Annotated in this window: 26 protein-coding genes and 1 riboswitch; of the genes, 11 read left to right on the top strand and 15 right to left on the bottom strand. The window is 68.7% G+C overall.

Annotated features, from left to right (window positions below):
* Positions 1–37 precede the first annotated feature (37 nt).
* Positions 38–1,012: a hypothetical protein gene (locus tag OG302_RS26195; protein ID WP_371529001.1), complete on the top strand. Its 975-nt coding sequence runs from the start codon at positions 38–40 to the stop codon at positions 1,010–1,012.
* Positions 1,013–1,031: 19 nt separating this feature from the next.
* On the top strand, positions 1,032–1,502 hold the full coding sequence (locus OG302_RS26190) for a very short patch repair endonuclease (RefSeq protein WP_371529000.1): 471 nt from the start codon (positions 1,032–1,034) through the stop codon (positions 1,500–1,502).
* On the opposite strand, the gene OG302_RS26185 is transcribed toward OG302_RS26190, so the two are convergent.
* Positions 1,503–2,699 (bottom strand): DNA cytosine methyltransferase, encoded by a 1,197-nt coding sequence (locus OG302_RS26185; protein WP_371528999.1) that lies wholly within the window; start codon positions 2,697–2,699, stop codon positions 1,503–1,505. It lies immediately after the preceding gene.
* Positions 2,700–2,860: 161 nt separating this feature from the next.
* Between OG302_RS26185 and OG302_RS26180 the strand changes: the two genes are divergently transcribed.
* Entirely contained in the window at positions 2,861–3,634 is a 774-nt protein-coding gene (locus tag OG302_RS26180) for an HNH endonuclease (RefSeq protein WP_371528998.1), read from the top strand.
* Here OG302_RS26180 and OG302_RS26175 read toward each other — a convergent pair.
* The gene (locus OG302_RS26175) at positions 3,607–4,236 is read right to left on the bottom strand and encodes an ATP-binding protein (protein ID WP_371528997.1); all 630 of its coding nucleotides are present in this window, start codon (positions 4,234–4,236) and stop codon (positions 3,607–3,609) included. The two genes, OG302_RS26180 and OG302_RS26175, sit on opposite strands and share 28 nt — an antisense overlap.
* Positions 4,237–4,456: 220 nt before the next feature.
* On the opposite strand from OG302_RS26175, the gene OG302_RS26170 reads away from it, so the two are divergent.
* Together OG302_RS26170 and OG302_RS26165 are read left to right on the top strand one after the other, a co-directional pair.
* Positions 4,457–5,305: a helix-turn-helix domain-containing protein gene (locus OG302_RS26170; RefSeq protein WP_371528996.1), complete on the top strand. Its 849-nt coding sequence runs from the start codon at positions 4,457–4,459 to the stop codon at positions 5,303–5,305.
* Positions 5,302–5,520, top strand: a complete 219-nt coding sequence (locus tag OG302_RS26165; protein ID WP_371528995.1) for a DUF397 domain-containing protein — start codon at positions 5,302–5,304, stop codon at positions 5,518–5,520. Before OG302_RS26170 ends, OG302_RS26165 begins: the two co-directional genes overlap by 4 nt.
* Positions 5,521–5,683: 163 nt before the next feature.
* Here the strand turns inward: OG302_RS26165 and OG302_RS26160 are convergent, their stop codons facing one another.
* Positions 5,684–5,983, bottom strand: coding sequence for a hypothetical protein (locus OG302_RS26160; protein WP_371528994.1), 300 nt, complete (start codon positions 5,981–5,983; stop codon positions 5,684–5,686).
* A gap of 255 nt (positions 5,984–6,238) precedes the next feature.
* Positions 6,239–7,513 carry an FAD-dependent oxidoreductase gene (locus tag OG302_RS26155; RefSeq protein WP_371528993.1) on the bottom strand — a complete coding sequence of 425 codons (1,275 nt, stop codon included), beginning with the start codon at positions 7,511–7,513 and terminating at the stop codon, positions 6,239–6,241.
* A 265-nt stretch (positions 7,514–7,778) separates the two neighbouring features.
* On the opposite strand from OG302_RS26155, the gene OG302_RS26150 reads away from it, so the two are divergent.
* On the top strand, positions 7,779–8,081 hold the full coding sequence (locus OG302_RS26150; RefSeq protein WP_371528992.1) for a hypothetical protein: 303 nt from the start codon (positions 7,779–7,781) through the stop codon (positions 8,079–8,081).
* 106 nt (positions 8,082–8,187) lie between these two features.
* Here the strand turns inward: OG302_RS26150 and OG302_RS26145 are convergent, their stop codons facing one another.
* From OG302_RS26145 to OG302_RS26130, 4 genes are all read right to left on the bottom strand, one after another.
* Positions 8,188–8,718, bottom strand: coding sequence for a hypothetical protein (locus tag OG302_RS26145; protein WP_371528991.1), 531 nt, complete (start codon positions 8,716–8,718; stop codon positions 8,188–8,190).
* A gap of 118 nt (positions 8,719–8,836) precedes the next feature.
* Positions 8,837–9,910, bottom strand: coding sequence for a GlxA family transcriptional regulator (locus OG302_RS26140; protein ID WP_371528990.1), 1,074 nt, complete (start codon positions 9,908–9,910; stop codon positions 8,837–8,839).
* A gap of 66 nt (positions 9,911–9,976) precedes the next feature.
* Positions 9,977–11,488: an MFS transporter gene (locus tag OG302_RS26135; RefSeq protein WP_371528989.1), complete on the bottom strand. Its 1,512-nt coding sequence runs from the start codon at positions 11,486–11,488 to the stop codon at positions 9,977–9,979.
* 203 nt (positions 11,489–11,691) lie between these two features.
* Positions 11,692–12,903: a DUF445 domain-containing protein gene (locus tag OG302_RS26130; RefSeq protein ID WP_371750236.1), complete on the bottom strand. Its 1,212-nt coding sequence runs from the start codon at positions 12,901–12,903 to the stop codon at positions 11,692–11,694.
* Positions 12,904–13,288: 385 nt separating this feature from the next.
* Here OG302_RS26130 and OG302_RS26125 point away from each other — a divergent pair, with 385 nt between their 5' ends.
* Positions 13,289–14,608 carry an SGNH/GDSL hydrolase family protein gene (locus OG302_RS26125; RefSeq protein WP_371528988.1) on the top strand — a complete coding sequence of 440 codons (1,320 nt, stop codon included), beginning with the start codon at positions 13,289–13,291 and terminating at the stop codon, positions 14,606–14,608.
* 65 nt (positions 14,609–14,673) lie between these two features.
* Here OG302_RS26125 and OG302_RS26120 read toward each other — a convergent pair whose 3' ends face one another.
* The 4 genes from OG302_RS26120 to OG302_RS26105 are packed head-to-tail and all read right to left on the bottom strand — an operon-like array spanning position 14,674 to position 18,082.
* The gene (locus OG302_RS26120) at positions 14,674–15,444 is read right to left on the bottom strand and encodes a DUF1707 domain-containing protein (protein ID WP_371528987.1); all 771 of its coding nucleotides are present in this window, start codon (positions 15,442–15,444) and stop codon (positions 14,674–14,676) included.
* Between the two features lie 9 nt (positions 15,445–15,453).
* Positions 15,454–16,419, bottom strand: a complete 966-nt coding sequence (locus OG302_RS26115) for an ATP-binding cassette domain-containing protein (protein ID WP_371528986.1) — start codon at positions 16,417–16,419, stop codon at positions 15,454–15,456.
* A 6-nt stretch (positions 16,420–16,425) separates the two neighbouring features.
* Positions 16,426–17,268 (bottom strand): ABC transporter permease, encoded by an 843-nt coding sequence (locus OG302_RS26110; protein ID WP_371528985.1) that lies wholly within the window; start codon positions 17,266–17,268, stop codon positions 16,426–16,428.
* Complete coding sequence (locus OG302_RS26105) at positions 17,261–18,082, bottom strand: ABC-2 family transporter protein (RefSeq protein WP_361836446.1); 822 nt, start codon at positions 18,080–18,082, stop codon at positions 17,261–17,263. The genes OG302_RS26110 and OG302_RS26105 overlap by 8 nt, the downstream gene beginning before the upstream one ends.
* A gap of 197 nt (positions 18,083–18,279) precedes the next feature.
* Between OG302_RS26105 and OG302_RS26100 the strand changes: the two genes are divergently transcribed.
* Complete coding sequence (locus OG302_RS26100) at positions 18,280–20,850, top strand: transglycosylase domain-containing protein (RefSeq protein WP_371528984.1); 2,571 nt, start codon at positions 18,280–18,282, stop codon at positions 20,848–20,850.
* Between the two features lie 40 nt (positions 20,851–20,890).
* On the opposite strand, the gene OG302_RS26095 is transcribed toward OG302_RS26100, so the two are convergent.
* The 3 genes from OG302_RS26095 to OG302_RS26085 all read right to left on the bottom strand — a co-directional run bounded on the left by OG302_RS26095 (position 20,891) and on the right by OG302_RS26085 (position 22,131).
* On the bottom strand, positions 20,891–21,211 hold the full coding sequence (locus tag OG302_RS26095) for a multidrug efflux SMR transporter (protein ID WP_160505255.1): 321 nt from the start codon (positions 21,209–21,211) through the stop codon (positions 20,891–20,893).
* A gap of 49 nt (positions 21,212–21,260) precedes the next feature.
* Positions 21,261–21,330: riboswitch (guanidine-III (ykkC-III) riboswitch) on the bottom strand.
* 50 nt (positions 21,331–21,380) lie between these two features.
* On the bottom strand, positions 21,381–21,683 hold the full coding sequence (locus tag OG302_RS26090) for a co-chaperone GroES (protein ID WP_258021436.1): 303 nt from the start codon (positions 21,681–21,683) through the stop codon (positions 21,381–21,383).
* Between the two features lie 118 nt (positions 21,684–21,801).
* Entirely contained in the window at positions 21,802–22,131 is a 330-nt protein-coding gene (locus tag OG302_RS26085; protein ID WP_371528983.1) for a DUF3618 domain-containing protein, read from the bottom strand.
* 190 nt (positions 22,132–22,321) lie between these two features.
* Here OG302_RS26085 and bcp point away from each other — a divergent pair, with 190 nt between their 5' ends.
* From bcp to OG302_RS26070, 3 genes are all read left to right on the top strand, one after another.
* Positions 22,322–22,789, top strand: a complete 468-nt coding sequence (gene bcp / locus OG302_RS26080; protein ID WP_361836452.1) for a thioredoxin-dependent thiol peroxidase — start codon at positions 22,322–22,324, stop codon at positions 22,787–22,789.
* Between the two features lie 129 nt (positions 22,790–22,918).
* Entirely contained in the window at positions 22,919–24,415 is a 1,497-nt protein-coding gene (proP, locus tag OG302_RS26075) for a glycine betaine/L-proline transporter ProP (RefSeq protein WP_371528982.1), read from the top strand.
* Between the two features lie 140 nt (positions 24,416–24,555).
* A complete protein-coding gene (locus tag OG302_RS26070; RefSeq protein WP_371528981.1) occupies positions 24,556–25,206 on the top strand; it encodes an HNH endonuclease in 651 nt (216 codons plus the stop codon).
* Positions 25,207–25,208 lie beyond the last annotated feature (2 nt).

Genomic DNA, 25,208 nt, shown 5'->3' with positions numbered 1-25,208 from the left:
TCAGCAACACTGCATATCGAACTCACCGAGAGATCCAATGCCTCTAAGCGACGTCCAGAAGGCCCTCATTGACCAGCACTTGGGCGATCACGAGGCCATCAGTGCCGTGATCATGGGACTTTGCTGGAACGAGTCCGCGCTCGCCAACTCGGCGAACATCGAGGTCAGTCAGACCGAGACGCTCGCTGAAGCCTGCGAGCGCCTTGGCCTGGGCTGGAATCCCGCTTGGCTTACCGACGCAGGCTTCACCGCATATGACTCTGCTGGGACGGCGCTGGACCCCGCAGCCCACGCCGCTGGACCCATCACATGGATACCTGAGCTGAGGACGTGCCGCCTGGACGACAACGTCTCTGACATGGCCAAAGGTCAAGGTCTCCGGCGGCGCACCTCGGCCGAGCTCGCTGTGCTCGCCGTCTGGAGCCACGTGGTGACTTCCAGGAATATCCAAGTCCTAAGGCCGGCAAAGCAATCGGGCGGAACACGGGGCGCCCTCTTTCGGGATCTTTTGATCTATTTCCTGGAGCGCAGCCTTCCTGACGGCTGGCAGGTCCGGCACGAGGTTCCCCTCACTCACATCCGAGGCCTGCACATGCGCCGGGATGTGGGAGACAGGAAGAGCGACATCCTCATCATCGACAGCGGTCACCGGCTTGTCGCTGCGCTGTCGTCCAAGTGGACCTGGCGCTCCGACCGGGGCACCGAAGCCGCTCAGATGGTGCCACTGACGCGGTACAGGCCCGACGTTCCGTATGCAATGGCGACCGCCGAGTTCCCGCGGGCTGCCAGCGTTACCCGCGAAAGCATCGAGGACCGGACCTATCATCTGTGTCCTGGGTGGGCTGGTGCATGGATGTCTGTGAACGAACTTCCGGCCGGCGTCCCAGCCCGAGACCGCTGGCCGGACTTGGCATCATTGAAGCGGGAGGGGATGTCCCGAGCTGAAGCACTCACGCTGAATGGGCTGGAAGTCCTGGTAAACGATCTCAAGAACAGTGGCGACATCCTGTAGCGATCCTGGAGAACTCACAGTGCCCGGTAATGAGTGGGAACCGCCTGTCGGTTCTTGGGCATCGTCTGCGGCTCGCCGCCGCAATATGCAGGCCATCAAGAGTAGGGACACAAAGCCTGAGCGGTTGATCCGCAAACTGGTCCACGCGCAGGGTCTGCGCTATCGGGTCGCCGCCAAACCGCTTCCGGACCTGCGCCGGACCGCAGACATGGTCTTTCGCCCTACTCGGGTCGCCGTCTTCATCGATGGCTGTTACTGGCACGGCTGTCCCGAGCACTACGTCCCACCGAAAACCAACTCTGGCTACTGGTCGCACAAAGTCGCCCGGAACATGGCCCGCGACCGGGACACCGATCAGCGCCTCACCGAGGCAGGCTGGCTCGTGCTCCGTTTCTGGGAGCACGAGCCAGCCGACGACTGCGCCGCCCAGATCGCTACTGAGGTCGACAAGCGGCGAAACCGCAGTCGGGGGAACAGCGAGTCCGACTGATCAGCTGTTCTTCCGGTCACGCTCACGTGCACCTTTGAGGACGTCCAGAATTGACTCCCCGACCGCCCTTGCCACGGGCGGCGGGAATGCGTTTCCCACCTGCCGGTACTGTGCGGTCTTTCCTCCGGAGAATTCCCAACCTTGCGGGAAGCCCTGGATGATCGCAGCCTGCTCCACCGTGAGCATCGGGCCGTCCGGTCCGAAGAGGTCGCGCTTCTCGGTGCCTCTCTCCTTGCACGTTTCGGCGTCGTTGGCGACGCCTAGGCCCGAGACACCCAGCTGCTTCCACGCGGCCTTCGCGCGACTTGGGCCGAGATCTGCCCCGCCGTGCTTCTTCGATCCGCCGACGAGCGTGGGCGCGATGCCGCCGCCCTTGCCCTTGAGCTCGGCATCACGCTCACGGGCCTTCTTCAGCCACAGGTCGTACGCAGAACGAGCACGCTCTGCATGCTCCCCCTCGAAGTAGGGCTTGTACCGCTTGAGCATGGACGGCTTGAGGCTTTCCGCGACGCTGACCGGGTCCTCGTGGGTGGGTGTAGGCCACTCGTACTTGACGTCCTTCAGGACGTCGTTACGGATAGCCACGAGAACGGCGCGTGGACGGAGCTGGGGAACGCCGAAGTCACTGGCTTCCAGAACGCCCCACTTGCAGACGGTGTACCCGAGCCCTCGGTCGTACGCTTCCTCGCCGTCCTCCCCGCGGTAGGTGCCCCCCTGCAGCTTGGCAAGGATCCAGTCGCGGTAGTCGCTGAACTTCGGGTCCATGATCCCGCGGACGTTCTCGATCATCACCGCGCGCGGCTTGAGGTCCTTGACGAGCGCGAGCATGCGCGGGAAGAGATCGCGCTCATCATCCTTGCCGAGCTGCTTGCCAGCATGGGAAAACGGCGGGCACGGAACGCCACCTGCGAGAAGGTCCAGCCCCTGGGCCGCGAGCAGGCCGCCGCCTTTCCGCAGGTCATCGGCGGGCTCGAATTCTTTGACGTCCGCAGACAGGACGTCGCAGTGCTTTCTCTCCCACTCCCATTCCTTGCGCTTGCGGATGTTCCGGTTGAGCGTCTCGGCCGCATGGGAATCGATCTCTACGAGCGCAAGGTGTCTGAATCCGGCCTGATGCAAGCCAATGGCCTGCCCACCCGCCCCAGCACAGATCTCCACAGAGGTGTAGACGTGCTCAAGCTCATTCATGTGGGTCATGCCCCCTCCTTACAGATGTGCAGCGGCGGGCACTCTGCGCGCACCACCATCACAGAGGGTGACAGGACCCACTGACATCGAGACTCGCTTAAGTGTGCAGCACTCCTCGCAGTTCGCTGAACGCCCCCTCCGCCACACCGAACACTCATACGATATGCCTCATGGCGCGCATCGACTGGAACCGGGACGAGCTGCTGCTGGCCTGCGCACTCGTCATGCAGAACGACTGGCACGAGCTGCGTCAAGGCGACGCGAGCGTGCTTGAGCTGTCCGATCTGCTGCGGTCGCTTCCGACCAACCAGGACGCCGCTGCCAGCGACCCCCGATTCCGCTCGCCCAACAGCGTCAGCCGCAAGACCACGGACATTGCGACCGCCCACCCCGGCTACACGGGCGCCACCACAAAGGGCGGCCGCCCGACACAGACGGTTGTCAGCGACTTCGTGGCCCACCCCGCGGAGATGCTGGCTGCCGCCGAAGCGATCCGTCAGGGCATCGGGTCCGGGGAGCTCCACCGCATACCTCCTCAGCCCGACGAGGCCGGAGATGACGGGGAAACGACGGCACGCGAGGGACGGCTTCTGACTCGGTGGGCTCTGTACCGGGAACGCGACCGCGGTCTCCGCAGCCGCAAGATCCGGCAGGCCCGGCGTCGGGGCCAGGCCATTCGGTGCGTGGTCTGCTCCTTTGACTTCACACGTTTCTACGGCGCTTTGGGAGAGGACTACATCGAGGTCCATCACACTCTCCCTCTCCACGTCTCCGGACCGACCGAGACCAAGCTCGACGACCTCGCTTTCCTGTGCGCCAACTGCCACCGCATGTGCCACAAGAGCTTCCGTGGAGAATCCTGGCGCACTCCCGACGCGTTGAAGGCGATGATCCGCACTTCCACACTGGACGCCCCTCACGCCGCCTCGGCTTCCGACTCGTAACGCGCCTGTGCACGGTCGAGCACATCGTCCGGGTCGCTGCCCTGCACGGCGAGCCAGTGCAGCAAGTCAGCAATGACGTCGGTGGCTGACGCCTCCAGCACCACATACGCCGGTACGACCGCTGAGCTGGCGCCGGAAAGCCGCCGGTACTCGTCCAGCACGGCCGCCGCCCGTTGAACCCGTAGACAGTGACGCGCGGATTCAAGCGAGAACTCGCACCAAACGGCCTTGCCCGTGGCGGTGAGCAGAGTGCCCCAGTCCAGGCTCATCGCAGAGAGCAGGTGCAGGCCGCGGCCGCATTCCTCGTCGCAGTTCTCGACCCTCGCCAGCGGCACAGTGTGGCTCTTGTCATGGAGCTCCACCCTCAGCCGGCCTGCCTTTGACTCCAGGACCAGGGTCGCGGCCGCTCCCTCTCCCACGTGCTTGATGATGTTCGTCGCCAGCTCAGTGACAGCCAGCTCGGCCTCGTCGGCGATGGCCTCAGCGCCCCACCGGCCAAGCATGCAGCGGACCGTTTGACGCAGCAGACCTAGCTCCGTCGGGACAGCCTCAAACGGCAGGACACAGCGCATCTGGTGCGCGCTCTCTTCATAGAAGGACACGGCGAGACTCCCTCCTTGGGCCACGTCAGCGCTGCGCCCACCGCAACCGAGCGGCGACGCTGCGTAGCCGTCGTGAACCGAGTATGACAGTGAGAAGTCTCGCGATGTAACTTCTCACGAGAATCCATCGAGTGAATCTGGTGGAGCATCAACTTCCGCACTGCATAGCCTGATTGCGGCCAGCGAGCACGGCGCCCGCGCCGCCAAGGAGGTAACCGACGTGCCAGCGAGGGCCACCACCCGCCGCCGCCAGCTCGGCGCAACCCTGCGCAAGCTCCGTGTCCGCAAGGGGCTGACTCTGGAGGAGGCCGGTCTGCGCGTCGGTGTATCGAAGGCGACTGTCAGCCGGTACGAGACGCGCGAAGGGCCCGTCAAGTGGCTGGTCGTTGAGGCTCTTTGCCGCGTGTACGAAGCCACCAGCGCCGAGCAGGACGCCCTCATCGGGCTGGCCAAAGATGCCAAACAGCAAGGCTGGTGGAGGTCCTTCGCGGATTCGATCCCGGAGAGCATGAATCTGTTGCTCACTCTCGAAGACGAGGCCGTTCGCGAGGATCACTTCTCCTGCGTCTACGTGCCCGGGCTGCTCCAGACACGCGCCTACTCCACCGCCCTGCAGCTGGCGAACGAGATAGAGCGCACCCCGGAGGACATCGAGCGACTCGTCGACATCCGAATGAAGCGCCAGGAAATCCTCAACCGGCCGAAGCCACCGCGCCTTTGGGCGATCCTCGATGAGTCCGTAATCCGTCGAGTGGTCGGCTCCCCCGCCATCATGCGCGACCAGCTGGACCAGCTGCTGCGCGCCAACGAGTCTCCTCACGTGACACTCCAGGTACTCCCCTTCTCGCAGGGGGCGCACGGTGCCGCTCTCGGCAGCTTCGTGATCCTGGGTGCCCAGGAGACGACTCTCGACGTGGTCTATGTCGATCTGCACGTCGGATCGATCTTCATCGAGAAGGACGAGGAGCTGGACAGATACCGGCTTGCGTTCGACTATCTCCGCGCACAAGCGTTGGACATGGGTGCGTCTTCGGCTCTCATCCGCCAGGTTCGCGAGGAGATTCAATGATCAGCAGCGGTCCCGACAGCCACATCTCAGATGACCTGATGTGGTTCAAGTCGACCTACAGCGGGTCCAATGAAACTGAGTGCGTAGAGGTCGCGGTCAAAGACACCCAGGTCTTCATACGCGACTCGAAGCGGTCGGCAGACAAGCAATTCAGCGTTGACCCGCGCGCCTGGGCGGGATTCGTCGCGTCCATACGCGACATGCCGCGCGCCTGAGCTCGTGCGGTCACACAGACCGCCAGCGACCGCGCGATGCGCCTCGCGGCGAAGCTGGACCGGTGACACGGATCGTCCGTGACTCCGGATTTCATGAGCCGACCGAAGCGGACGCAGGCAAACGAAAAGGGCCCGCCGTGGCGGGCCCCCTTCAAGGTCGTGCTCAGTGGTTGCCGTTGAACTGGCCGTCGTAGCCCGCGCCGTAGCCCGCGCCCTTGGTGATGCCCGCCGGGCCGCCGAGGTTCTCGAAGGCGAAGCCGGCCTTCCAGCCATCGCCGTGGCCGTCCTCGTCGTGGCCGCCTGCGAAGTGGCCTGCGCCCGCGCTGATGCCGGCGGGGCCGCCGACGTTCTCGAAGGCGACGCTGCCCTGGTCGTAGTCGCCGTGGGCGAGGGCGGTGCCGCTGGCGCCCAACACGGCCGCGGCGGTGAGGGCGGTGACGGCCAGGGCGGTACGAATACGCATGGGGTCCCTTTCAGGTACGTGACGATCTTGGTGTTGGTCCAGGGGTCCCCTCTTCCCGGACCACACAGACCTGCCCCGCCGCAATTCACCCGTACAGCCCGGCCTGCCTGGACTAGCTGGACCACCTGTGGGCCACCCGGGCTACCCGGGTACTGCCCGGGCTGCCCGGGCTGCCCGGGTACTGCCCGGGTACTGCCCGGGCTGCCCGGGCTGCCCGGCATGCCTGGACCACCTGGGATACCTGACCTGCCTGGACTACCCGGCCCGCTCGTTCCAGTCGATCCTGTGGTCGAACTGCCACGCACCCCACACCGCTCCCCCGGCCCCGCCCACCTTCGTCGCCACCGGCAGCAGTGCGTCCCGCAGGACTCGGCTCAGGGGGCCCGCCGGCTTTGGGGTGGCTGTTCGGGCTGCCGCCGAGGTGGCCGTCGCCGTTGCCGTGGTGTGTTTCAGGATGCGGTCCACCCGGGGGCGGCGCAGGGACTCGTACGCCTTGAAGGCCTGCCCCGGGGGCAAGTCCCTTAGGCATCGGGCCAGTTCCACCGCGCTCTCCGCCGCCAGCGAGGCGCCCTGGCCCGAGGTGGGGGACGTCGCGTGGGCCGCGTCCCCGATCAGGATCATCCTGCCCCTGCTCCACGATGTGACCGGAGGCATCGTTTCTGTGGGGCCCGTGATCAGCACGTTCTCCGCGGGTGTGTCCGTCAGGAGGTCCGGCGCCGGGGTGCGGTCGTCCGCGAACGCCTCGCCCAGCCGCCGCAGCCACTCCTTCGCGCCCACCGCCTGCGCCTCCGTCGCCGTCATCGGCTCCCGGTGCGGCAGGTTCACGGACCAGGCCGCCGACGCGTCGTCGAAGATCTGGTACGCGAAGTACGCCCGCTTCCCGTAGCACATGTACAACACCCCCTCCGTGGAAGGGAGTTCCGTCTTGGGGACACGTGCCGTGAAGGTGAGCGTCCCGGCGTAGTGCGGCTTCGGCGTGGAGGGGTCGATCAGCGAGCGCACCGTCGAGCGCAGGCCGTCCGCGCCGATCAGGATGTCCGCCCTCTCCAGCGAACCGTCCGAGAAACGGGCCGTCACGCCCGTGCCCGTGTCGGTCGCGTCCAGCAGGCGCTTGCCCTTGCGGAGGGGGATGTCGCGGCGTTCCGCCTCCCTCGCGATCGCCTCGTCCAGCTCCGTGCGCCAGACGAAGCGCGTGGTGGGGAGGTCCGCGGGCGGCGTGAGCTGGGCCAGGTGTCGGCCCGTCCAGCTGCGCAGGCACAGGGACGTCACCGGGGTACCGATCGCGCGCACCATCTCCGCCGCGTCGATCGCTTCCAGCGCCTGCAGGCCGTTCGGGGCGATCGTCATCGCCGCGCCGGGACGGGAGCCATGCTCCTTCGGCGGCCTCGACGCGGAGTCGTCGCAGGCCTCGTACACCGTCGCCTCGATGCCCGCCTTGTGCAGGGCCATCGCCGCCACCGGACCTGCGACACCACCCCCGATGACCAGGGCTGTTCGGGTGCTGCGGTCGGCAGTGGTTCGCGCGGTCATCTTTACTGTCGGTCCCTCGTCACTATCGGCCCCCCGTCGGCTGCGCCTTCGAGCGCGCCGCGGAGGCGCAGCGCACACCCTCACCAACCTACGCGGCCCAGACCCCCTCGCCGCAAGGCTTTCCTGGCGCGTTAGCCTCGGGCCACGCACGCATTGAGGATGCCGTGATGCATTGAGGACGTATCGGCCGGAAGCAGCGGCAGACCGCACCGGCCAACCGCAGCGGCCGACAACATCGGCCGACAGCCGTGGAAGCGAGGCAGGCATGGCGAAGGTACCGGCAGCGGCAGTGGCCGCCAGTGGGCTCGTCGGCGGGTTCGCCGTCGCCCGGTGGACCAAGAAGCGGCCGCTCGGCGGCGTCGTCCTCGCCGCCGCGGGGGCCGCTGCCGCGCAGCAGTGGCGGCAGAGCGCGGGCCCGAGGACCGCCGCCGCGCTCAGCGCCACGTACGTCGCCGCCTTCGCCGGGTCTCATCCGCTCGCCAAGAAGGTCGGGGCCTGGCCCGCCGTCTTCGGGGTCGCGGGTGGGGTGGGGCTCGCGTCGTGGGTCCTCGCCGACCGCCGGGCCTGAGATACGCCGACCGTCGGGTCTGAGGTACGCCGACCACCAGCCTGAGGTACGAAGCCTGCGCGCCCCTCACGAACCAGCGATCAGCGATCAGCGATCAGCGAACCCCTCACGCCTCGCTGTCCCTGAACAGCCGCGCGAAGCCCGCCACCGCGAGTACCCCCGTCCCCATCACCAGGACGAAGAACCCCCACGCCAGCGGCCACACCGTCGCGTCCGGCTCCGGGTGGCTGTCGAAGGAGACGTACATCAGCGTCGCCGGCGGGCCCGCCACCATCAGGAGCGCCCAGATCAGGCGGTCACGGAAGCCGAAGTAGGCCGCCAGGGACAGCATCGAGACGGCCAGGGCGGTGATGCCGAGCGCGGTCACCGGTGTCGTCTCGTTGATCGCGCCGGGTGTCTCGGGGCGGTTGCGCAGGTCCCAGGGCAGGCAGAGGAGGTACGCCGCCACCGCCAGGCCCACGCCGACCAGCCGCGTCAGCCAGCGCCGCAGGAGAGGCGTCTCGGGCAGGGGCGTCAGCAGGTTCCGCGGGTTCATGGGGCTCAGTTCGTGGCGCGGGCTGAAACGCGCACCCATGCGGCGCGGGCTCATCCGCGCACCCATGTGGCGCGGGCTCATGATCATCGACTTTGCCGTCATGCGCACGAGCCTGCCGACCCCACCACGGGGCGCGACAGAGTACGCGTACTCAGTCCAGGCCCGACCTCAGCCCCAGGCCCAGGCCCGACCCCAGACCCAGACCCGGCCCCGGACCCGCTCAGCCCGATCCGCCCCTCGTCCCCCTGCACGTCCCCCTGAACGTCATCCGATACGCCCCCGGCGACACCCCGAGCCCCGCCTGGAAGTGCTGCCGCAGCGACGCGCCCGTGCCGAAGCCCGCCTCCGCCGCGATGCGGTCGACCGTGCGGTCCGTCTCCTCCAGGAGCTCGCGCGCCCGGTCCACGCGCCGCTGGGTCAGCCACTGCATCGGCGTCAGGCCCGTTTCCTCGCGGAAGCGTCGGCTGAACGTGCGCACGCTCATCGACTCCCGCTCGGCCATCTCGGCCAGCGTCAGGGGTTCCGCCAGGCGCGTCCGGGCCCACTCCCTGGCCCGGCCCGTCGACGTCAGGCGGGGCTCCGCCACCGGCCGCCGGATGTACTGGGCCTGGCCGCCCTCGCGGTGCGGGGGTACGACGTTGCGGCGGGCCACGTCCGCCGCCACCGCCGCCCCGTGGTCGCGGCGGATCATGTGCAGGCAGAGGTCGATGCCCGCCGCCTCGCCCGCGGAGGTGAGGACGGCGCCCTCGTCCACGTACAGGACGTCCGGGTCCACCGTCACGGCCGGGAACGTACGGGCGAAGAGGTCCGCCGACAGCCAGTGCGTGGTCGCCCTGCGGCCGTCCAGGAGGCCCGCTGCCGCGAGGGCGAAGGCGCCGGTGCAGATGGAGGCGATACGGGCCCCGTCAGCGGACCTCAGCACGTCCGCGAGGGCGGGAGGCAGCTCCCCCGGGGCCAGCGACTCGTCCTCCTCGTGCGACGCCGGGATGATCACCGTGTCCGCGGCGGCCACCGCCTCGGGGCCGTGCTCGGCGTGGACGGGGAAGTCCGCGTCCGTGCGGATCCTGCCGGGGGTGAGGGCGCAGGTCGTCAGCTCGTAGAGGCGTCCGCCCGCCGACGAGCGTGCGCTGCCGAACAGCTGGTGGACCAGGCCCAGTTCCATGGGCAGGACCCCGTCCCTGACGAGGACCGCCACCCGGTGGGGCCGCTCTCCTCGTACGCCCTCTCCTCGTACGCCCTCTCCTCCTACGCCCTCTCCTCGTACGCACTCTCCTCGTACGCACTCTCCGCTCATCCCCGGATCTTCCCACCCGGCCGGGGCCGCGCCCCGGACCATTACCCCGCCTCCGCCTTCACCTACCTACGCCTCCGACAACGGCCGCGCCACATCCTCCAGCGACCGCTGCTCCGCGTTCACCGCGAACACCGCCGCGACAAGACCCGCCGCGCACATCAGGCCCGCCCCGATCTGGAAGGCGAGCACGGTGTCGCCGACCACGCCCGTCTCCGTCAGCTTGGCGAAGATCAGCGGGCCGCTGATGCCGCCGGCCGCCGTACCGATGGCGTAGAAGAAGGCGATCGCCATGGCGCGGGTCTCCATCGGGAAGATCTCGGAGACCGTGAGGTACGCGCTGCTCGCGCCCGCCGACGCGAAGAAGAGGACCACGCACCAGCAGGCCGTGAGGGTCGTCGCGCTCAGCGAGCCCTGGTCGAAGAGCCAGGCCGTGCCGAAGAGCAGGACGCCCGACAGGATGTACGTCGAGGAGATCATGACCCGGCGGCCCACCGTGTCGAAGAGCTTGCCGAGGAAGAGCGGACCGAGGAAGTTGCCCGCCGCGATGACGGCGAAGTAGTAACCCGTGCTGCCCGAGGGGACGTCGAAGAACTTGGTGAGGATCGCGCCGAAGCCGAAGGTGATCGCGTTGTAGAGGAACGCCTGGCCGACGAAGAGGGACAGGCCGAGCACCGCCCGCTTGGGATAGTCGCGGAAGACGGTCCTGGCGATGAGGCCGAAGCCGATGCTCTTGCGCTGGTGGATGGTGATCTCGCGGTCGGGGCGCGGCAGGCGTTCGCCCTTCTCCTCCTCGATCTCCCGCTCCACCGACGTGACGAGGGCGTCCGCCTCCTCGCCGCGGCCGTGGATGAACTGCCAGCGCGGGCTCTCCGGCACATGGCGGCGCACCAGGAGGATCACCAGGCCGAGTACGACGCCGAGGGCGAAGGTGAGCCGCCAGCCGAGGTCCTTGGGGAAGATGCTGGTGTTCAGCATGACGACCGAGAGCAGCGAGCCGCCGATCGCGCCCAGCCAGTAGCTGCCGTTGATGATCAGGTCCACGCGCCCGCGGTACTTGGACGGGATGAGTTCGTCGATGGCCGAGTTGATGGCCGCGTACTCGCCGCCGATGCCGAAGCCGGTGAGGAACCGGAAGATGAAGAACCACCAGGCGTCGAAGGAGAGCGCGGTCAGCGCGGTGGCGGCGAGGTACACCGCGAGGGTGACCATGAAGAGCCTTTTTCGGCCGTATTTGTCGGTGAGGCGGCCGAAGAACAGGGCGCCCGCGCAGGCCCCCGCCACATAGAGGGCCGCCGCGGTGCCGGTCACCTGGGCGGAGCTGATGGCGAGGCCGCTGCCTTCCTCGGAGAGGCGGCTCGCGATGTTGCCGACGGTGGTGACTTCCAGACCGTCCAGGATCCAGACCGTGCCGAGGCCGATGACGATCATCCAGTGCCAGCGGGACCAGGGCAGCCGGTCGAGACGGGCGGGCACGGCCGTGGTGACCGTGGCTTCGGAGCGGGCTTCGGAGCGGGCTTCGGAGGGGGTGTGCTCCCTGTCCGGCGGGGGCGGCTGTGCGGGCGTGGACGACGCGGTCATGGCGGGCGGCTCCTTCCGCTGCTCCCACGTCGCCGGCCCGCCGGGCCCAGGGCTCCTGGCCCTGGCCTGCTGCTCCCGCGGCTCCGCGGCTCGGGCGACGGCCCTCTCCACGTCGAGAGAGCTACTCCAGAGTGCCCAGCAAAGGGCCGCTCACGCGCGCCGGACCACCGCCTACGGCCCCCTCTACGCCTCCCTCAGCCTCCCTACGCCCCCACCGCATGCGACACCGCATAGATCGCAAGCCCCGCCAGCGCCCCCACCACCGTGCCGTTGATCCGGATGAACTGCAGGTCGCGGCCGATGTGGGCCTCGATCTTCTTCGACGTGTGCTCGGCGTCCCAGCCCGCGACCGTGTCGGTGATGAGGGAGGTGATCTCGTCGCGGTACGTCGTCACCACGTACACCGCGGCGCCCTCGACCCAGCCGTCCACCTTCTGCTGCAGCCGTCCGTCCGTCGCCATCCGCGAGCCCAGCGAGAGCAGCGCGGCCCGCACCCGCAGGCGCAGCTCGCTGCGCTCGTCCTCGGCGGCGGCCACGATCATCTGGCGCACGGCCGACCAGGCGGAGGCGATCAGGTCCTGCACCTCGCCGCGGCCGAGCACCTCGCGCTTGAGGCGCTCCACGCGCTCGCGGGTGTCGGAGTCGGACTGGAGGTCGGCGGCGAAGTCGGCGAGGAAGCGGTCCACGGCACCGCGCGCCGGGTGCTGGGGCATGTCCCGCATCTCGGCGAGGAAGCGCAGGAGCTCCTTGTAGACGCGCTCGCCGACCTTCTTGTCGACGAACCGCGGGGTCCAGCCGGGGGCGCCGCCCTGCACCGCGTCCATGACCGACTCGTCGTGCTCGACCAGCCAGTCGTGGGCGCGTACGCAGACCAGGTCGACGACCCTCCGGTGGCCGCCGTCCGCGACGACCTTCTCCAGCATCTTGCCGATGCCGGGCGCGATCTCCTGGGCGTCGGCGCGGCGCGTGATGGCCTCGCCGACGACCGCCTGTACGTCGGAGTCGCGCAGGACCGTCAGGGCGCCGCGCAGCGCCGTGGCGAGTTCGGCCGTCACCCGGTCGGCGTGTTCGGGGTCGGCCAGCCAGGTGCCGAGCCGGCTGCCGATGCCCACCGCGCGCAGGCGGCCCCGTACGACGTCGGAGGAGAGAAAGTTCTCACCCACGAAGTCGCCGAGAGAGGCACCCAGTTGGTCCTTCTTGTTCGGGATGATCGCCGTGTGCGGGATGGGCAGGCCCAGCGGGTGGCGGAAGAGCGCCGTCACCGCGAACCAGTCGGCGAGCGCACCGACCATGCCCGCCTCCGCCGCCGCCGCGACATAGCCCGCCCAGGCGCCCGCGCCGGAGTTCTGTGCCCACTTGGCGAGCACGTAGACGAGGGCGACGAAGAGGAGGAGGCCCGTCGCGGTGATCTTCATCCGGCGGACGCCGCGCCGCTTCTCCTCGTCGGCGGGGCTGTACGTGAAGCCGCCGCCACCGGGAGCGGAGCCTCCGCTTGGGGGACGGGTCCCGCGGGCATGCTGTCCGGCAGCGTCCGCGTCCTCCGCGTCCTCAGGAATTGATCGCTTCGTACGTTCCACTCACTCCACCTGGCCCGTTCGCGTGGTTCGCGGCGTCCTCATACGTATTGTCCCCGTCTCAATGCGTCCCTTACTGACCGACTCCTGGAACGGACCACAAGTTCCCGGCGTCTGAATGGTCGGAGGGGGGCAGTGTCGGCCGCCTCACGGCCCATGACGCATCATGGGGTGATCACATCGGAGCCTCGATCAGGCTCCCCCTGCTCGAGGAGACACAGCCCGCATGACCAAGCGTCACGGTTATGCCCTGCTTGCCGCGGTCCTCGCGGTAATAGTGGTGATTTCCGCCGCCATATACCTCGGTGTATCCACCGATGACGGATCTCAGGACACCATCAGCGCGGGGCCCCGCAGCCCGCACAACTCCGCGGCGCCCGCCTCGGCCGGCACCTGGGTCGGCTCCTGGGCCGCATCCCCCGCCGCGGCGGAACCAAACACGCACCGCAACGGCTTCGCGGGCCGCTCCATCCGTAATGTCGTGCACACCAGCGTCGGCGGCGACGCCACCCGCATCACGCTGTCGAACCTGTACGGGCAGCAGCCGCTGAGCATCACCCACGCCTCCATCGCGGTCGCCGCGGGCTCGAACAACCCGGCTGCCACGCCGGGCACCCTGCGCCGTCTGAACTTCAACGGCAACACGTCCGTGGTGATCCCCGCGGGCCAGCAGGTGATGAGCGACGCCGTCCGGCTGCGCGTGCCGCACGACACCGACCTCCTGGTCACGACGTACTCGCCGACCCCGTCCGGCCCGGTCACCTTCCACCCGCACGCCCGCCAGGTCAGCTACGTCGCCGAGGGTGACCGCACGGAGGACCTGAACGGCGCCGCGTACACCCAGCAGAGCACCTCCTGGCGCTACCTGTCGGCCGTGGACGTCCTGAGCAACGAGTCGAACGGCACCGTCGTCGTCTTCGGTGACTCGCTCACCGACGGCATCTCCTCCACGATGGGCGCCAACGCCCGCTGGACCGACGGTCTCGCCACGCGCCTGCGCACCGAGTCGGGCGCCCCGCGCTACGGCGTCGTGAACGAGGGGATCAGCGGCAACCGCATCCTCTCGGACGGCAACGGCACCCCCGCGGACAACCCGAGCGGCCTCACGCGCTTCGACCGCGACGTCCTCGACCGCAGTGGCGTCAAGGCCGTCGTCATCGCGCTCGGCGTGAACGACATCCTGCGCAACCCGCACCAGAACAACCCCGACCGCATCGTGGAGGGCCTGCGCGAGCTGACGCGCCAGGCGCACACGCGCGGCCTGCGGGTCGTCGGCGCGACCCTGATGCCGTTCGGCGGCCACCGGGGATACGAGCCGTCGCTGGAGAACGTGCGTCAGGCGGTCAACGAGCAGATCCGCGACGGCAAGGTCTTCGACGAGTTCGTCGACTTCGACCGCGCCCTGCGCGACCCGTACGACCCCCGCAAGCTGCGCGGCGCGTACGACTCGGGCGACCACCTGCACCCGAGCGACCTGGGCTACCGCAAGATGGCGGAGACGTTCAACGTGACGAACCTGCGGGGCTCGGCAGCCGCCGAGCTGTAGTCACCCGAAGTGACCGAGGGCGCCCGGCGGGCGCCCTCGCAAACCCAGTCCCGCTTCCCGCGAACTCAGTCCCGCTCCTCGCGCCTGCGCATGTGCAGCTCGTGCCGCTCCTGGTGCCGCAGCCGGTGCTCCTCGGCCCGCTCGAAGTGCGCCGCACGCCGCTCCTCGCGCCGCTCCAGCTTCTCCCGGCGGCGCTCCTCCTTCATCCGCAGGCGCTCCGCCCGCGGCAGCTTGCGCTCCACGCCGACCCCGCCCATCAGGGCGAAGCCCTTGACGACCACGCGCGGGGAGCCCGGCGTACCCTCGCCGGTGGCCTTGTCGTCGAAGCCGCCCATGATGCCGAAGCCCTTGACCTGGACGTTCAGCTCGGGCGGCACGGTGACCTGCAGGCCACCCATGATCGTGAAGCAGCGGATCTCGACGTCACGGTCCGCGAAGCGCGCCTCGCGCAGGTCGATCTCGCCGCCGCCCCACATCGCGAACGCGGTGAACCGCGAGCCCACCGTCCAGCCGCCCTTGCGGTTGAAGCCGCTCCAGAACGCGAAGGCGCCCGTGGAGGTGGCCTCGCCGCCGATGCGGGACGGCCAGTCGATCTCGCCCTCCGCCGCCGCGGACGGCTTCACCATGGAGATCTTGGCGCCCACCGCGGGCAGATCCCGCGTGATCGGCTCCAGCTCGCCGTACGTACGCGCCTTGTACGTGGCCTCAAGGCGCTCCTCGAACTCCTCCATGTCGAGGCGCCCCTCGGCCACGGCGTCACGGAGTCGTTCGGCGACGCGCTCGCGGTCGGCGTCGGCGGCCCGGAGGTCCGGGAGATGAGGCTGCTCGTCGGTCATACGAGCAGCCTACGAGGTCGCCTTCTCCGCGTACATCTTGGCGATGACCGCTTCGATGTCGGGTTCCCTGACCGAGAGGTCGACCATCGGATAGCGGGCCGCGACCCGGGCGACGAGCGGAGCCGCCGACTCCGCCGCGGGGAAGGCGAGCCACTGCCGCGGGCCCTCCACCTTCACCACGCGCGCCGACTCGACCTCGATGGGCGGAAGTTCGCGCTCCAGGTCGACGACCAGGGTGCGCTCGCTCTCCCCCACCTCGTGCAGCCCGGCAAGCGCGCCGTCGTACATCAGACGGCCGTGGTCGATGACCATCACCCGCTTGCAGAGCTGCTCGATGTCGGTCAGGTCGTGCGTGGTGAGCAGGACCGTCGTACCGGCCTCTGCGTTCAAGTCCCGCAGGAATCCACGGACCTTGGCCTTGCTGATCACGTCGAGGCCGATCGTCGGCTCGTCCAGGTACAGCACCTCCGGATCGTGCAGGAGTGCCGCCGCGATGTCTCCGCGCATCCGCTGGCCGAGCGAGAGCTGGCGCACGGGCACGTCCAACAGGGCGGCCAGCTCCAGGAGTTCCACGCAGCGGTCCAGGTTCTCCTTGAAGCGGGCGTCCGGGATCCGGTACATGCGGTGCATCAGGCGGTACGAGTCGATCAACGGCAGGTCCCACCACAGCGTCGTCCGCTGGCCGAAGACGACACCGATACGGCGCGCCAGGCGGGTGCGCTCACGCGAAGGGTCGATGCCCGCCACGCGCAGACGCCCGCCGCTGGGGGTGAGGATCCCCGTCAGCATCTTGATCGTCGTCGACTTGCCCGCGCCGTTCGGGCCGATGTAGCCGACCATCTCGCCGCGCGGCACGCTGAAGGTGATGCCGTCGACGGCCCGCACCTCGTGCTTCTCGCGCCGCAGGAAGCCGGTCTTCTTGCGTACGTCGAAGACCTTCTCGACGCCGTCCAGCTCAATGAGGTCTGTTTCCACGGCAGTTCAGCTCCCTGTGCTGCGGTACGAACGAAGGCCCGTGCGCCAGGCGAGGCCCGCGAGCGCGAGAAGGAGGGCGGCCACGAGCGGCGGCGTGAACGCCACCCACGTCGGCAGGTCCAGCGGATAGGGCCGCCCCAGGACGTACAGCGCGGGCAGCCAGTTCACGAAGGCCAGCGGCAGGATGAAGGTCACGCCGCGCACCAGGTCCTTGGCGAAGACCGTCGGCGGGAACTGGAGCAGCGTGGTCCCGCCGTAGGTGAAGGCGTTCTGCACCTCGGCCGCGTCCTGCGCCACGAACTGGAAGGCGGCGCCCCCCACGAACACGGCCGCGAAGATCCCCGCACCGCACAGCAGCATCAGCGGCACCATGAGCACCTTCAGCGGGGTCCAGGCGATGTCCAGGACCACCAGCGCGTACCCGAGGACGAACCCGCCCTGGAGGAGCCGCCCGACCCGGTGCAGGCCGAAGCGGTCGGCGGCGACCTGCGCGATCACCGGCGCGGGCCGCACCAGGAGCGTGTCGAGCGTGCCGTCACGCACCCGCTTGCCCAGCCGGTCCATGGACCCCAGGGAGAGGTCGGCGAGCCCGAACGACGTACAGGTCGCCCCGTACAGGAAGGCGATCTCGGACAGCGAGTAGCCGCCGAGCCGGTCCACCTGGGAGAACATCAGCAGGATCGCCGCGAAGTCGAAGGCGGTCACCGCGAAGTTGCCGAACGCGGTCATCACGAAGGACAGCCGGTAGGCCATCAGGGAGCGGATCCACATCGCGGAGATCAGCCGGTAGGCGCGAAGCCCGTCCCGCACCTGCGTCAGAGCGCCCCGCGCCCGCGTCAGGTCAGCCACCCTGGACCACCACCCGTCGCGTGGCCACGGCCTGCAGCAGCCGCCCGGCCGTGAGCAGCGCCGCGGCCCAGCCGATCTGGAAAGCGTACGTCCCCAGCAGGTCCACGCCCGTGTGCTTGCCGAGGAACACATCGGCGGGCACCTGGAGCAGCGCCGACCAGGGCAGCGCGCGGGCGAACTCGCCGAGCGCGCCCGGGAAGACGTTCAGCGGGAGCAGCATCCCGGAGAAGAAGGTGCCCGCGAGCATCGCCACCTGGGCGGTGCCCGCGCCGTCCATCAGCCAGAACGCGGAGAGCGCCACCAGGAAGCGGATCGAGAAGCTGACCAGCGCGCCGAGGAACACCGCGAGCAGGAAGGCGAACCAGCGCAGCGGATCGGTGGGCAGGGCGAGGTCGAAGACGAGGGCGCCGACCACCATGGGCACGACACCACGCCCGAGCAGCTGGAACAGGGCCCGGCCCAGGTCGGTCGCCAGCCACCAGATCTGCAGGTCGGCGGGCCGGTACAGGTCGACGGCGATGTCCCCGGTGCGGATCCGCTCGATCAGCTCGCCCTCGAAGCCGCCGCCCATCAGCGCCATCACCGTGAGCAGCGCCTGCCCCAGCCAGACGAACGTCAGGGCCTGCGCCTGGTCGTAGCCGCCGAGCCCGGGACGCTCGTCCCAGAGCGCGATGTAGGTGTAGGCGAGGATCAGCCCGAAGACGGTGTTGGTGAACACCCCCGCCAGGGTCGCCGTCCGGTAGGTCGCGTACCGCCTGAAGCCGCTGCGGCCGACGGCCGCGTACAAGCGGAACCGTCCTGTGCGCACACGCATCCCCTTTAACGAGAGCTTTGACGGAATCCTTGTCCGGTCCGGGCCAAAGGCACGGAGCCTAGTGCGGACGGCATCGCTCGTGCCAGGCATTTTCGGCGCACGGCGCGTGCCTGGCAGGGAACGCAGGAAGCGACAGTGTGCAATGGGTCGTACGAGGCGTACGTGACGTGCGACGCGAACCGGGAGTTCCACGAGACATGAGCAGCGACGAGCCGCAGCAGCAGGGCGCCGAAGGACCCAAGGGCTGGGCGCCCCGCGAACCCGTGGACCCCCCGGCCGACACTCCAACCGACACCCCAGCGGCCACCGCCGGCACAGCAGCCGAGCCCCCTGAAGGCGCGGCGCCCGCCCCGGACGCCGACGGCAGCGGCAGCGGCAGCGGCAGCGGCAGCGGCAGCGGCAAGAAGGGCAAGAAGAAGCGCCCCAAGCGCAAGGGCTGGCGGCGGATCTTCCCCACCTGGCGCATGGTGCTCGGCGGTTTCATCCTGCTGATCCTGCTCTGCGTCGGCGGCTTCGCCGCGGGCTACATGATCGTCGACATCCCGCCCGCCAACGCGGGCGCCATCGCCCAGAGCAACGTCTACCTCTACGCCGACGGCAGCCAGCTGGCCCGCGACGGCGAGGTCAACCGCGAGAACGTACCGCTGAGCCAGATCCCCAAGGACGTCCAGCACGCCGCGCTCGCCGCCGAGGACCGCGACTTCTACAGCGAGTCCGCGGTCGACCCGAAGGCGATGATCCGCGCCGCCTGGAACACCGTCACCGGCAAAGGCAAGCAGTCCGGTTCGACGATCACCCAGCAGTTCGTGAAGAACTACTACCTGGGCCAGGAGCAGACGGTCACCCGCAAGGCAAAGGAGTTCTTCATCTCCATCAAGCTGGACCGCGAGGTGAGCAAGGACGACATCCTCGCCGGGTACCTGAACACCAGCTACTTCGGGCGCAACGCGTACGGCGTCCAGGCTGCCGCCCAGGCGTACTTCGGCAAGGACGTCAAGAAACTGGACACCGCCGAGGGTGCGTACCTGGCGACGCTCCTGAACTCCCCCAACGCGTACGACGTGGCGACCCACCCGGAGAACAAGCAGCGGGCCATGGGCCGCTGGAGCTACGTCCTGGACGGCATGGTCAAGGAGGGCTGGCTCAGCCCCGCCGACCGCGCGAAGACCAAGTTCCCCGCACCGAAGGAGGCCAAGGGCGCATCCGGCCTGTCCGGGCAGCGCGGATACCTCGTGCAGGCCGTCGAGGACTATCTGACGGCCAACGACATCGTCGACGAGGACACCCTGGCCAAGGGCGGCTACCGCATCACCACCACCCTCCAGAAGGACCGCCAGGAAGCCTTCAAGACGGCGGTCGACGACCAGGTGATGTCCAAGATCGACAAGAACGCCCGCAAGGTCGACCGCAACGTGCGCGCGGGCGGCGCCTCGATCGACCCGGAGACCGGCAAGGTCGTCGCCATGTACGGCGGCATCGACTACACCAAGCAGTACGTCAACAACGCCACGCGCCGCGACTACCAAGTCGGCTCCACCTTCAAGCCGTTCGTCTTCACCTCGGCCGTGGAGAACGGCTCGGTCACCCAGGACGGCCGCACCATCACCCCGAACACCATCTACGACGGCACCAACAAGCGCCCGGTGCAAGGCTGGGACGGCGGGACGTACGCCCCCGAGAACGAGGACGACGTCGACTACGGCAACATCACCGTCAGCACCGCCACCGACAAGTCCGTCAACTCGGTCTACGCGCAGATGGCCGTCGACGTCGGCTCCGACAAGGTCAAGGACACGGCGGTCGCTCTCGGAGTCCCCGCGAACACCCCCGACCTGACCGCGTCCCCGTCCATCGCGCTCGGCCCGTCCACGGCCTCCGTCCTGGACATGACGGAGGCGTACGCGACGCTCGCCAACCACGGCAAGCACCCCACGTACACGATGGTCGAGAAGGTCACCAAGGACGGCCAGGAGGTCGAACTGCCGGAGCAGAAGACCGCGCAGGCCGTCAGCCGCGAGGCAGCCGACACCACCACCTCGATCCTGCAGAGCGTCGTCGACGGCGGCACCGGCACGGCCGCCCAGGCCGCGGGCCGCCCCGCGGCCGGCAAGACCGGCACCGCGGAGGAGGACAAGGCGGCCTGGTTCGCGGGCTACACCCCCGAACTCGCCACCGTGGTCTCCGTGATGGGCCAGAACCCGGACACCGGCGCACACACCCCGCTGTACGGGGCGCTCGGCCAGCCCCGCATCAACGGCGGCGCCTACCCGGCGCAGATCTGGGCCCAGTTCACCAAGGACGCCCTCCAGGGCGAGCCCGTACGGGACTTCGACCTGGAGCTGGAGGACGGCGCCGACGTGCCCCAGGTCCCGGACCCCTCGGGCACCGAGCAGGACCCGGCCACCGGCGGCGCGGTCACCGGCGGCGACGACACCCAGGGCCAGGACGCGGGGCAGACCCAGGGGCAGGACCAGGGCCAGACGCAGGGCCAGGACGCCGGACAGACCCAGGGCCAGGACCAGGGCCAGACGCAGGGGCAGGACCAAGGGCAGACGCAGGGCCCGACCACGGACGGCGGTGCCACCGCCGACGGCGGAACAACGGCCGACGGAGGCACCACCGCCGACCCGGGCGCCGCCCAGGGCGGCCAGACCGACGGCTCCACCGCCGACGGCGGCACGACCGAGGACCCAGGAGCCCTGGGCGGCCTCACGGAAGGCTCGGCGGCCAGAAGGAAGGGCGAGGGCAACCCGGCGTCGTACTACTAGGGCCCTGGGCCCTTCTGACGGATCTCCGTGGGAGAAGGGCCTAGTGCCCCGAGGTCGCCTTCAGGCCCACGACGGCGACCAGCAGCAGCACGACGAAGAAGATCCGGGCGGCGGTGGCGGGCTCACCGAGCACCATCATCCCGACCACCGCCGCACCGGCGGCACCGATACCGACCCACACGCCGTACGCCGTACCGATCGGCAGCGTCTTGGCGGCATGCGAGAGCAGCATCATGCTCGCGACGATCCCGAGGCCGGTGAACACGCTCGGCCACAGCCGGGTGAACCCCTCGGTGAACTTCATCCCGATCGACCAGCCCACTTCGAGCAGACCGGCGACGATCAACAGAACCCAGGCCACGACGGCACCTCCGACACTTAGAAACGCAAGATCGCGTCACTTCAATGGGGGTGCGTCGTCTTTGCGGAGACCCGGTACGGCGCGTCTCGTCGGGGTCCTTAAAAGGTAGCAAAGAACGCGCAAAGGGGGCTGGTGACGATGGTCACCAGCCCCCTTCGGAACGTCTGCCCTACAGATACAACCCCGTCGAATCCTCGGAGCCCTCGAACCGGTCGGCGGCCACGGCATGCAGATCGCGCTCGCGCATCAGCACGTACGCCACACCCCGTACCTCGACCTCGGCCCGGTCCTCCGGGTCGTACAGCACCCGGTCACCCGGCTCCACCGCCCGCACGTTCTGCCCGACGGCGACGACCTCCGCCCAGGCCAGACGCCTGCCGACGGCCGCGGTCGCGGGGATCAGAATGCCGCCGCCCGACCTGCGTTCGCCCTCGGAGGTGTCCTGCCGCACGAGCACGCGGTCGTGCAGCATCCGGATCGGCAGCTTGTCGTCGTGGGTGCTGTGTCCCTGGCTTTTGGCGCTCACGCCCCGAACCTACCTGCCGACGAGGCGCCAGGACGATGCCGGGGCAGTCCTAGCCGCGCAACGGTCAGTCCCTGCGGCGCCGCGAACCCACCGCGAGCATCCCCACGAGACCCACGACCACCAGCGCCACCGGCACGATGCGCTCCAGACGCGGCGCACCGTCCTCGTGCACCAGCTGGGCCCGCACGTCCGACACGATGCGGTTCGCACCGACGTACGCCCGCCCGAGGGAGTTGTCCACGCCGGCGACGACCTTGGCCTTCGCGTCACCGACGATCGTCTTCGGGTGCACCCGCACCCCGATCTCGTCGAGCGTCTCGGCGAGCGTCACGCGACGGCGCTTGATGTCCGCCTCGATCTGCGCCGGGGTCCTGATATCCGACGTGTCCGACACCGCGCTGCCTCCGTGGTCGTGTCCGGCTGTCTGTTCCTTCTGTACGTCTCGCCGACAGTCTGTCAGCTCCACGCGCACCGCACCCCACGGCACCCCTATTACGCTCGACTCCGTCACCACACGTTTTACGAGCATCCTGCTTATGACGAGCATCCTGCTTACGAGCAATCCTGTGCGAGGAGACCGAAAGATGAGCGAGCGACTCACCCCCGGCGACACGGCCCCGGCCTTCACCCTGCCGGACGCGGACGGCAACGAGGTCTCCCTGGCCGCCCACAAGGGCCGCAAGGTCATCGTCTACTTCTACCCGGCCGCCCTGACCCCCGGCTGCACCAAGCAGGCCTGCGACTTCACGGACAACCTCGACGTGCTCGCCACCGCGGGCTACGACGTCATCGGCGTGTCCCCCGACAAGCCGGAGAAGCTGGCGAAGTTCCGCGAGCAGGAGAACCTCAAGGTCACGCTGGTCGGCGACCCCTCCAAGGAGACCCTGGAGGCGTACGGCGCCTTCGGCGAGAAGAAGCTGTACGGCAAGACCGTGACCGGCGTCATCCGCTCCACGATCGTCGTCGACGAGGACGGCAAGGTCGAGCACGCGTTCTACAACGTCAAGGCGACCGGCCACGTAGCCAAGATCATCAAGGATCTCGGCATCTGACCGCCCGGCGGGACCCCCGCCCCTTCCCCGAGTGTGACGAAAGCCCCCTCGAAGGGGGCTTTCGTTTGCGTCGGCGCTGATCGAGCAAATGACCCCAGGAGGATTGTTCGCAGAACGGAAGGACTACCCATGGCGGCCCACGACGAGGCAGAGGCCGATGTTGATGCTGTGCGGCGACACCGCACCCTCTTCCGCGCCGTCAAACGCCGCAAGGATCCCCCACTGCGCCGCACCGACATCACGGTCACGGACGAGGCGGCGGTCAAACGAGCGGTCAAGGCCGCCTCGCTCGGCAACGCCATGGAATGGTTCGACTTCGGCATCTACAGCTACCTGGCCGTCACCATCGGCCACGTCTTCTTCCCTTCCGGGAACGACACGGTCCAGCTGATCTCCTCGTTCGCCACCTTCGCCGTCTCCTTCCTCGTCCGACCCATCGGCGGCATGGTGTTCGGCCCCATGGGCGACAAGATCGGCCGCAAGAAGGTCCTCGCACTGACGATGATCATGATGGCCATCGGCACCCTCGCCATCGGCCTCATCCCGTCCTACGCCACCATCGGCTTCTGGGCCCCGGTCCTGCTGATCTTCTTCCGCCTCGTGCAGGGCTTCTCCACCGGCGGCGAATACGGCGGCGCGTCCACTTTCATCGCCGAGTACGCCCCCGACAAGCGCCGCGGCTACTTCGGCAGCTTCCTGGAGATGGGCACCCTCGCCGGCTACACCGGCGCCGCGGGCCTCGTCCTCATCCTCAACAGCGCCCTCGGCTCGGACGCCATGGAATCGTGGGGCTGGCGCCTGCCGTTCCTCGTCGCGGGACCGCTCGGCCTGGTCGGCCTCTACCTCCGGCTCAAGCTCGACGAGACGCCCGCGTTCCAGAAGATGGAGGACGCCACCTTCCACTCGGCGTCCGAGGGCGCGTCCACGGTCGAGACGACCGCGAAGGGCGACCTGGCGAAGATCTTCCGCGACCACTGGCCCAAGCTGGTCCTCTGCATCGCCCTCGTCGGCGCGTACAACATCACCGACTACATGCTCCTGTCGTACATGCCGACGTACCTCTCGGACGAGCTCGGCTACGACGACTCGCACGGCCTGCTGATCCTCATCGGCACCATGATCGTCCTGATGCTGATCATCACCCAGATCGGCAAGCTCTCCGACCGCTTCGGCCGCAAGCCGCTCCTGATGACGGGCATGGTGGGTTTCCTGGTCATCTCGATCCCGGCGTTCCTCCTGATCAAGCAGGGCAGCCTGATCGCCGTCTCCGGCGGCATGCTCCTCCTGGGCCTCTCCCTGGTCTGCCTCCTCGGCACGATGTCGGCGACGCTCCCGGCCCTGTTCCCCACCTCGGTCCGCTACGGCTCCCTCTCCGTCGGCTACAACATCTCCGCATCGCTCTTCGGCGGCACGGCCCCGCTGGTCATCACCTCCCTCATCAGCGTCACGGGGACCGACATGGTCCCGGCGTACTACTCGATGGCGGCGGCGCTGGTGGGTGTCATCGCGGTGGCCTGCATGAAGGAAACGGCCCAGAAGCCGCTGGAGGGTTCACCCCCCTCGGTGGAGACGAAGCGGGAAGCAGCAGAAATGGTGGAGGCAGCGGCCCCGACCCCGCGCTTCTGACCCCACCCTCCTCTCCGGTCCGGACCGGCCCGCCCCACGTACAAGTGAGGCGGGCCGTTCCGCATTTCGGGCGTGACTGTCCGATAAGCGGTTCGTTAGCCCGTACGAGGCTGCAACGGGCGGCCGGGCGGAGGGGAATCATGCCGGTGAGTCAGTTCAGCAAGGAGCGTCTGGAGGAGGCCGCGAGGTCGTCACGGACGCTGTCCGAAGCGCTGGGGAAGTTGGGGGTGGACCCGAAGAGCTCGACGCGGCAGTACTTGCGGGAGCGGATGCGGAAACTGGGGGTGGATACGTCGCACTTCGAGCGGGAAGGCGTGCGATGGACGCGGGAAGTCCTTGAGGCAGCTGTTTCCACATCGACGAACATGTGCGAAGTGCTGCGCCGTCTCGGGCTTGAGGTCGTCGGGGGACACCACACGCACATCAGTCGCCGAATCAAGGCCTACGGGATCGACACGTCGCACTTTCGGGTGCCGACACGTCGTGGAATGCCCCGACGTCCCAGAACACCGGAGAGCCTGCTCGTCGAGCAGGCAGCTGCTCAAGCCCGACGTATTCCCAGCGATCGGCTCAGGTGGGCGATGACAGCAATGGGCGTACCGGAGCAGTGCGCCTTATGCGCTACGACAGGAGTGTGGCGAGGTCGACCGCTCCCCTTGGAGGTGGACCACATCGACGGAAACTGGCGCGACAGTCGCATCGAGAATCTGCGGCTCCTCTGCCCTAACTGCCACTCCACCACGGACAGATATCGGGGACGCGGCAAGCGTCGAGCCAGGGACATCTCATGAGC

This window comes from Streptomyces sp. NBC_01283, assembly GCF_041435335.1.
Lineage (GTDB): Bacteria > Actinomycetota > Actinomycetes > Streptomycetales > Streptomycetaceae > Streptomyces.
This window is presented reverse-complemented; position numbering and strand designations above follow the sequence as displayed.

Excerpts from the sequence above, each read along its gene's own strand:
- OG302_RS26140 (WP_371528990.1), bottom strand. The coding sequence starts at position 9,910 with ATGAGCGGAGAGTGCGTACGAGGAGAGTGCGTACGAGGAGAGGGCGTA.
- OG302_RS26100 (WP_371528984.1), top strand. The coding sequence starts at position 18,280 with ATGAGCAGCGACGAGCCGCAGCAGCAGGGCGCCGAAGGACCCAAGGGC.
- proP (WP_371528982.1), top strand. The coding sequence starts at position 22,919 with ATGGCGGCCCACGACGAGGCAGAGGCCGATGTTGATGCTGTGCGGCGA.
- OG302_RS26150 (WP_371528992.1), top strand. The coding sequence starts at position 7,779 with ATGGCGAAGGTACCGGCAGCGGCAGTGGCCGCCAGTGGGCTCGTCGGC.
- OG302_RS26185 (WP_371528999.1), bottom strand. The coding sequence starts at position 2,699 with ATGACCCACATGAATGAGCTTGAGCACGTCTACACCTCTGTGGAGATC.
- OG302_RS26145 (WP_371528991.1), bottom strand. The coding sequence starts at position 8,718 with ATGACGGCAAAGTCGATGATCATGAGCCCGCGCCACATGGGTGCGCGG.
- OG302_RS26160 (WP_371528994.1), bottom strand. The coding sequence starts at position 5,983 with ATGCGTATTCGTACCGCCCTGGCCGTCACCGCCCTCACCGCCGCGGCC.
- OG302_RS26155 (WP_371528993.1), bottom strand. The coding sequence starts at position 7,513 with ATGACCGCGCGAACCACTGCCGACCGCAGCACCCGAACAGCCCTGGTC.
- OG302_RS26070 (WP_371528981.1), top strand. The coding sequence starts at position 24,556 with ATGCCGGTGAGTCAGTTCAGCAAGGAGCGTCTGGAGGAGGCCGCGAGG.
- OG302_RS26105 (WP_361836446.1), bottom strand. The coding sequence starts at position 18,082 with ATGCGTGTGCGCACAGGACGGTTCCGCTTGTACGCGGCCGTCGGCCGC.
- OG302_RS26195 (WP_371529001.1), top strand. The coding sequence starts at position 38 with ATGCCTCTAAGCGACGTCCAGAAGGCCCTCATTGACCAGCACTTGGGC.
- OG302_RS26165 (WP_371528995.1), top strand. The coding sequence starts at position 5,302 with ATGATCAGCAGCGGTCCCGACAGCCACATCTCAGATGACCTGATGTGG.
- OG302_RS26125 (WP_371528988.1), top strand. The coding sequence starts at position 13,289 with ATGACCAAGCGTCACGGTTATGCCCTGCTTGCCGCGGTCCTCGCGGTA.
- OG302_RS26135 (WP_371528989.1), bottom strand. The coding sequence starts at position 11,488 with ATGACCGCGTCGTCCACGCCCGCACAGCCGCCCCCGCCGGACAGGGAG.
- OG302_RS26120 (WP_371528987.1), bottom strand. The coding sequence starts at position 15,444 with ATGACCGACGAGCAGCCTCATCTCCCGGACCTCCGGGCCGCCGACGCC.
- OG302_RS26180 (WP_371528998.1), top strand. The coding sequence starts at position 2,861 with ATGGCGCGCATCGACTGGAACCGGGACGAGCTGCTGCTGGCCTGCGCA.
- bcp (WP_361836452.1), top strand. The coding sequence starts at position 22,322 with ATGAGCGAGCGACTCACCCCCGGCGACACGGCCCCGGCCTTCACCCTG.
- OG302_RS26090 (WP_258021436.1), bottom strand. The coding sequence starts at position 21,683 with ATGCTGCACGACCGCGTGCTCGTGCGGCAGGACACCTCCGAGGGCGAA.
- OG302_RS26130 (WP_371750236.1), bottom strand. The coding sequence starts at position 12,903 with ATGAAGATCACCGCGACGGGCCTCCTCCTCTTCGTCGCCCTCGTCTAC.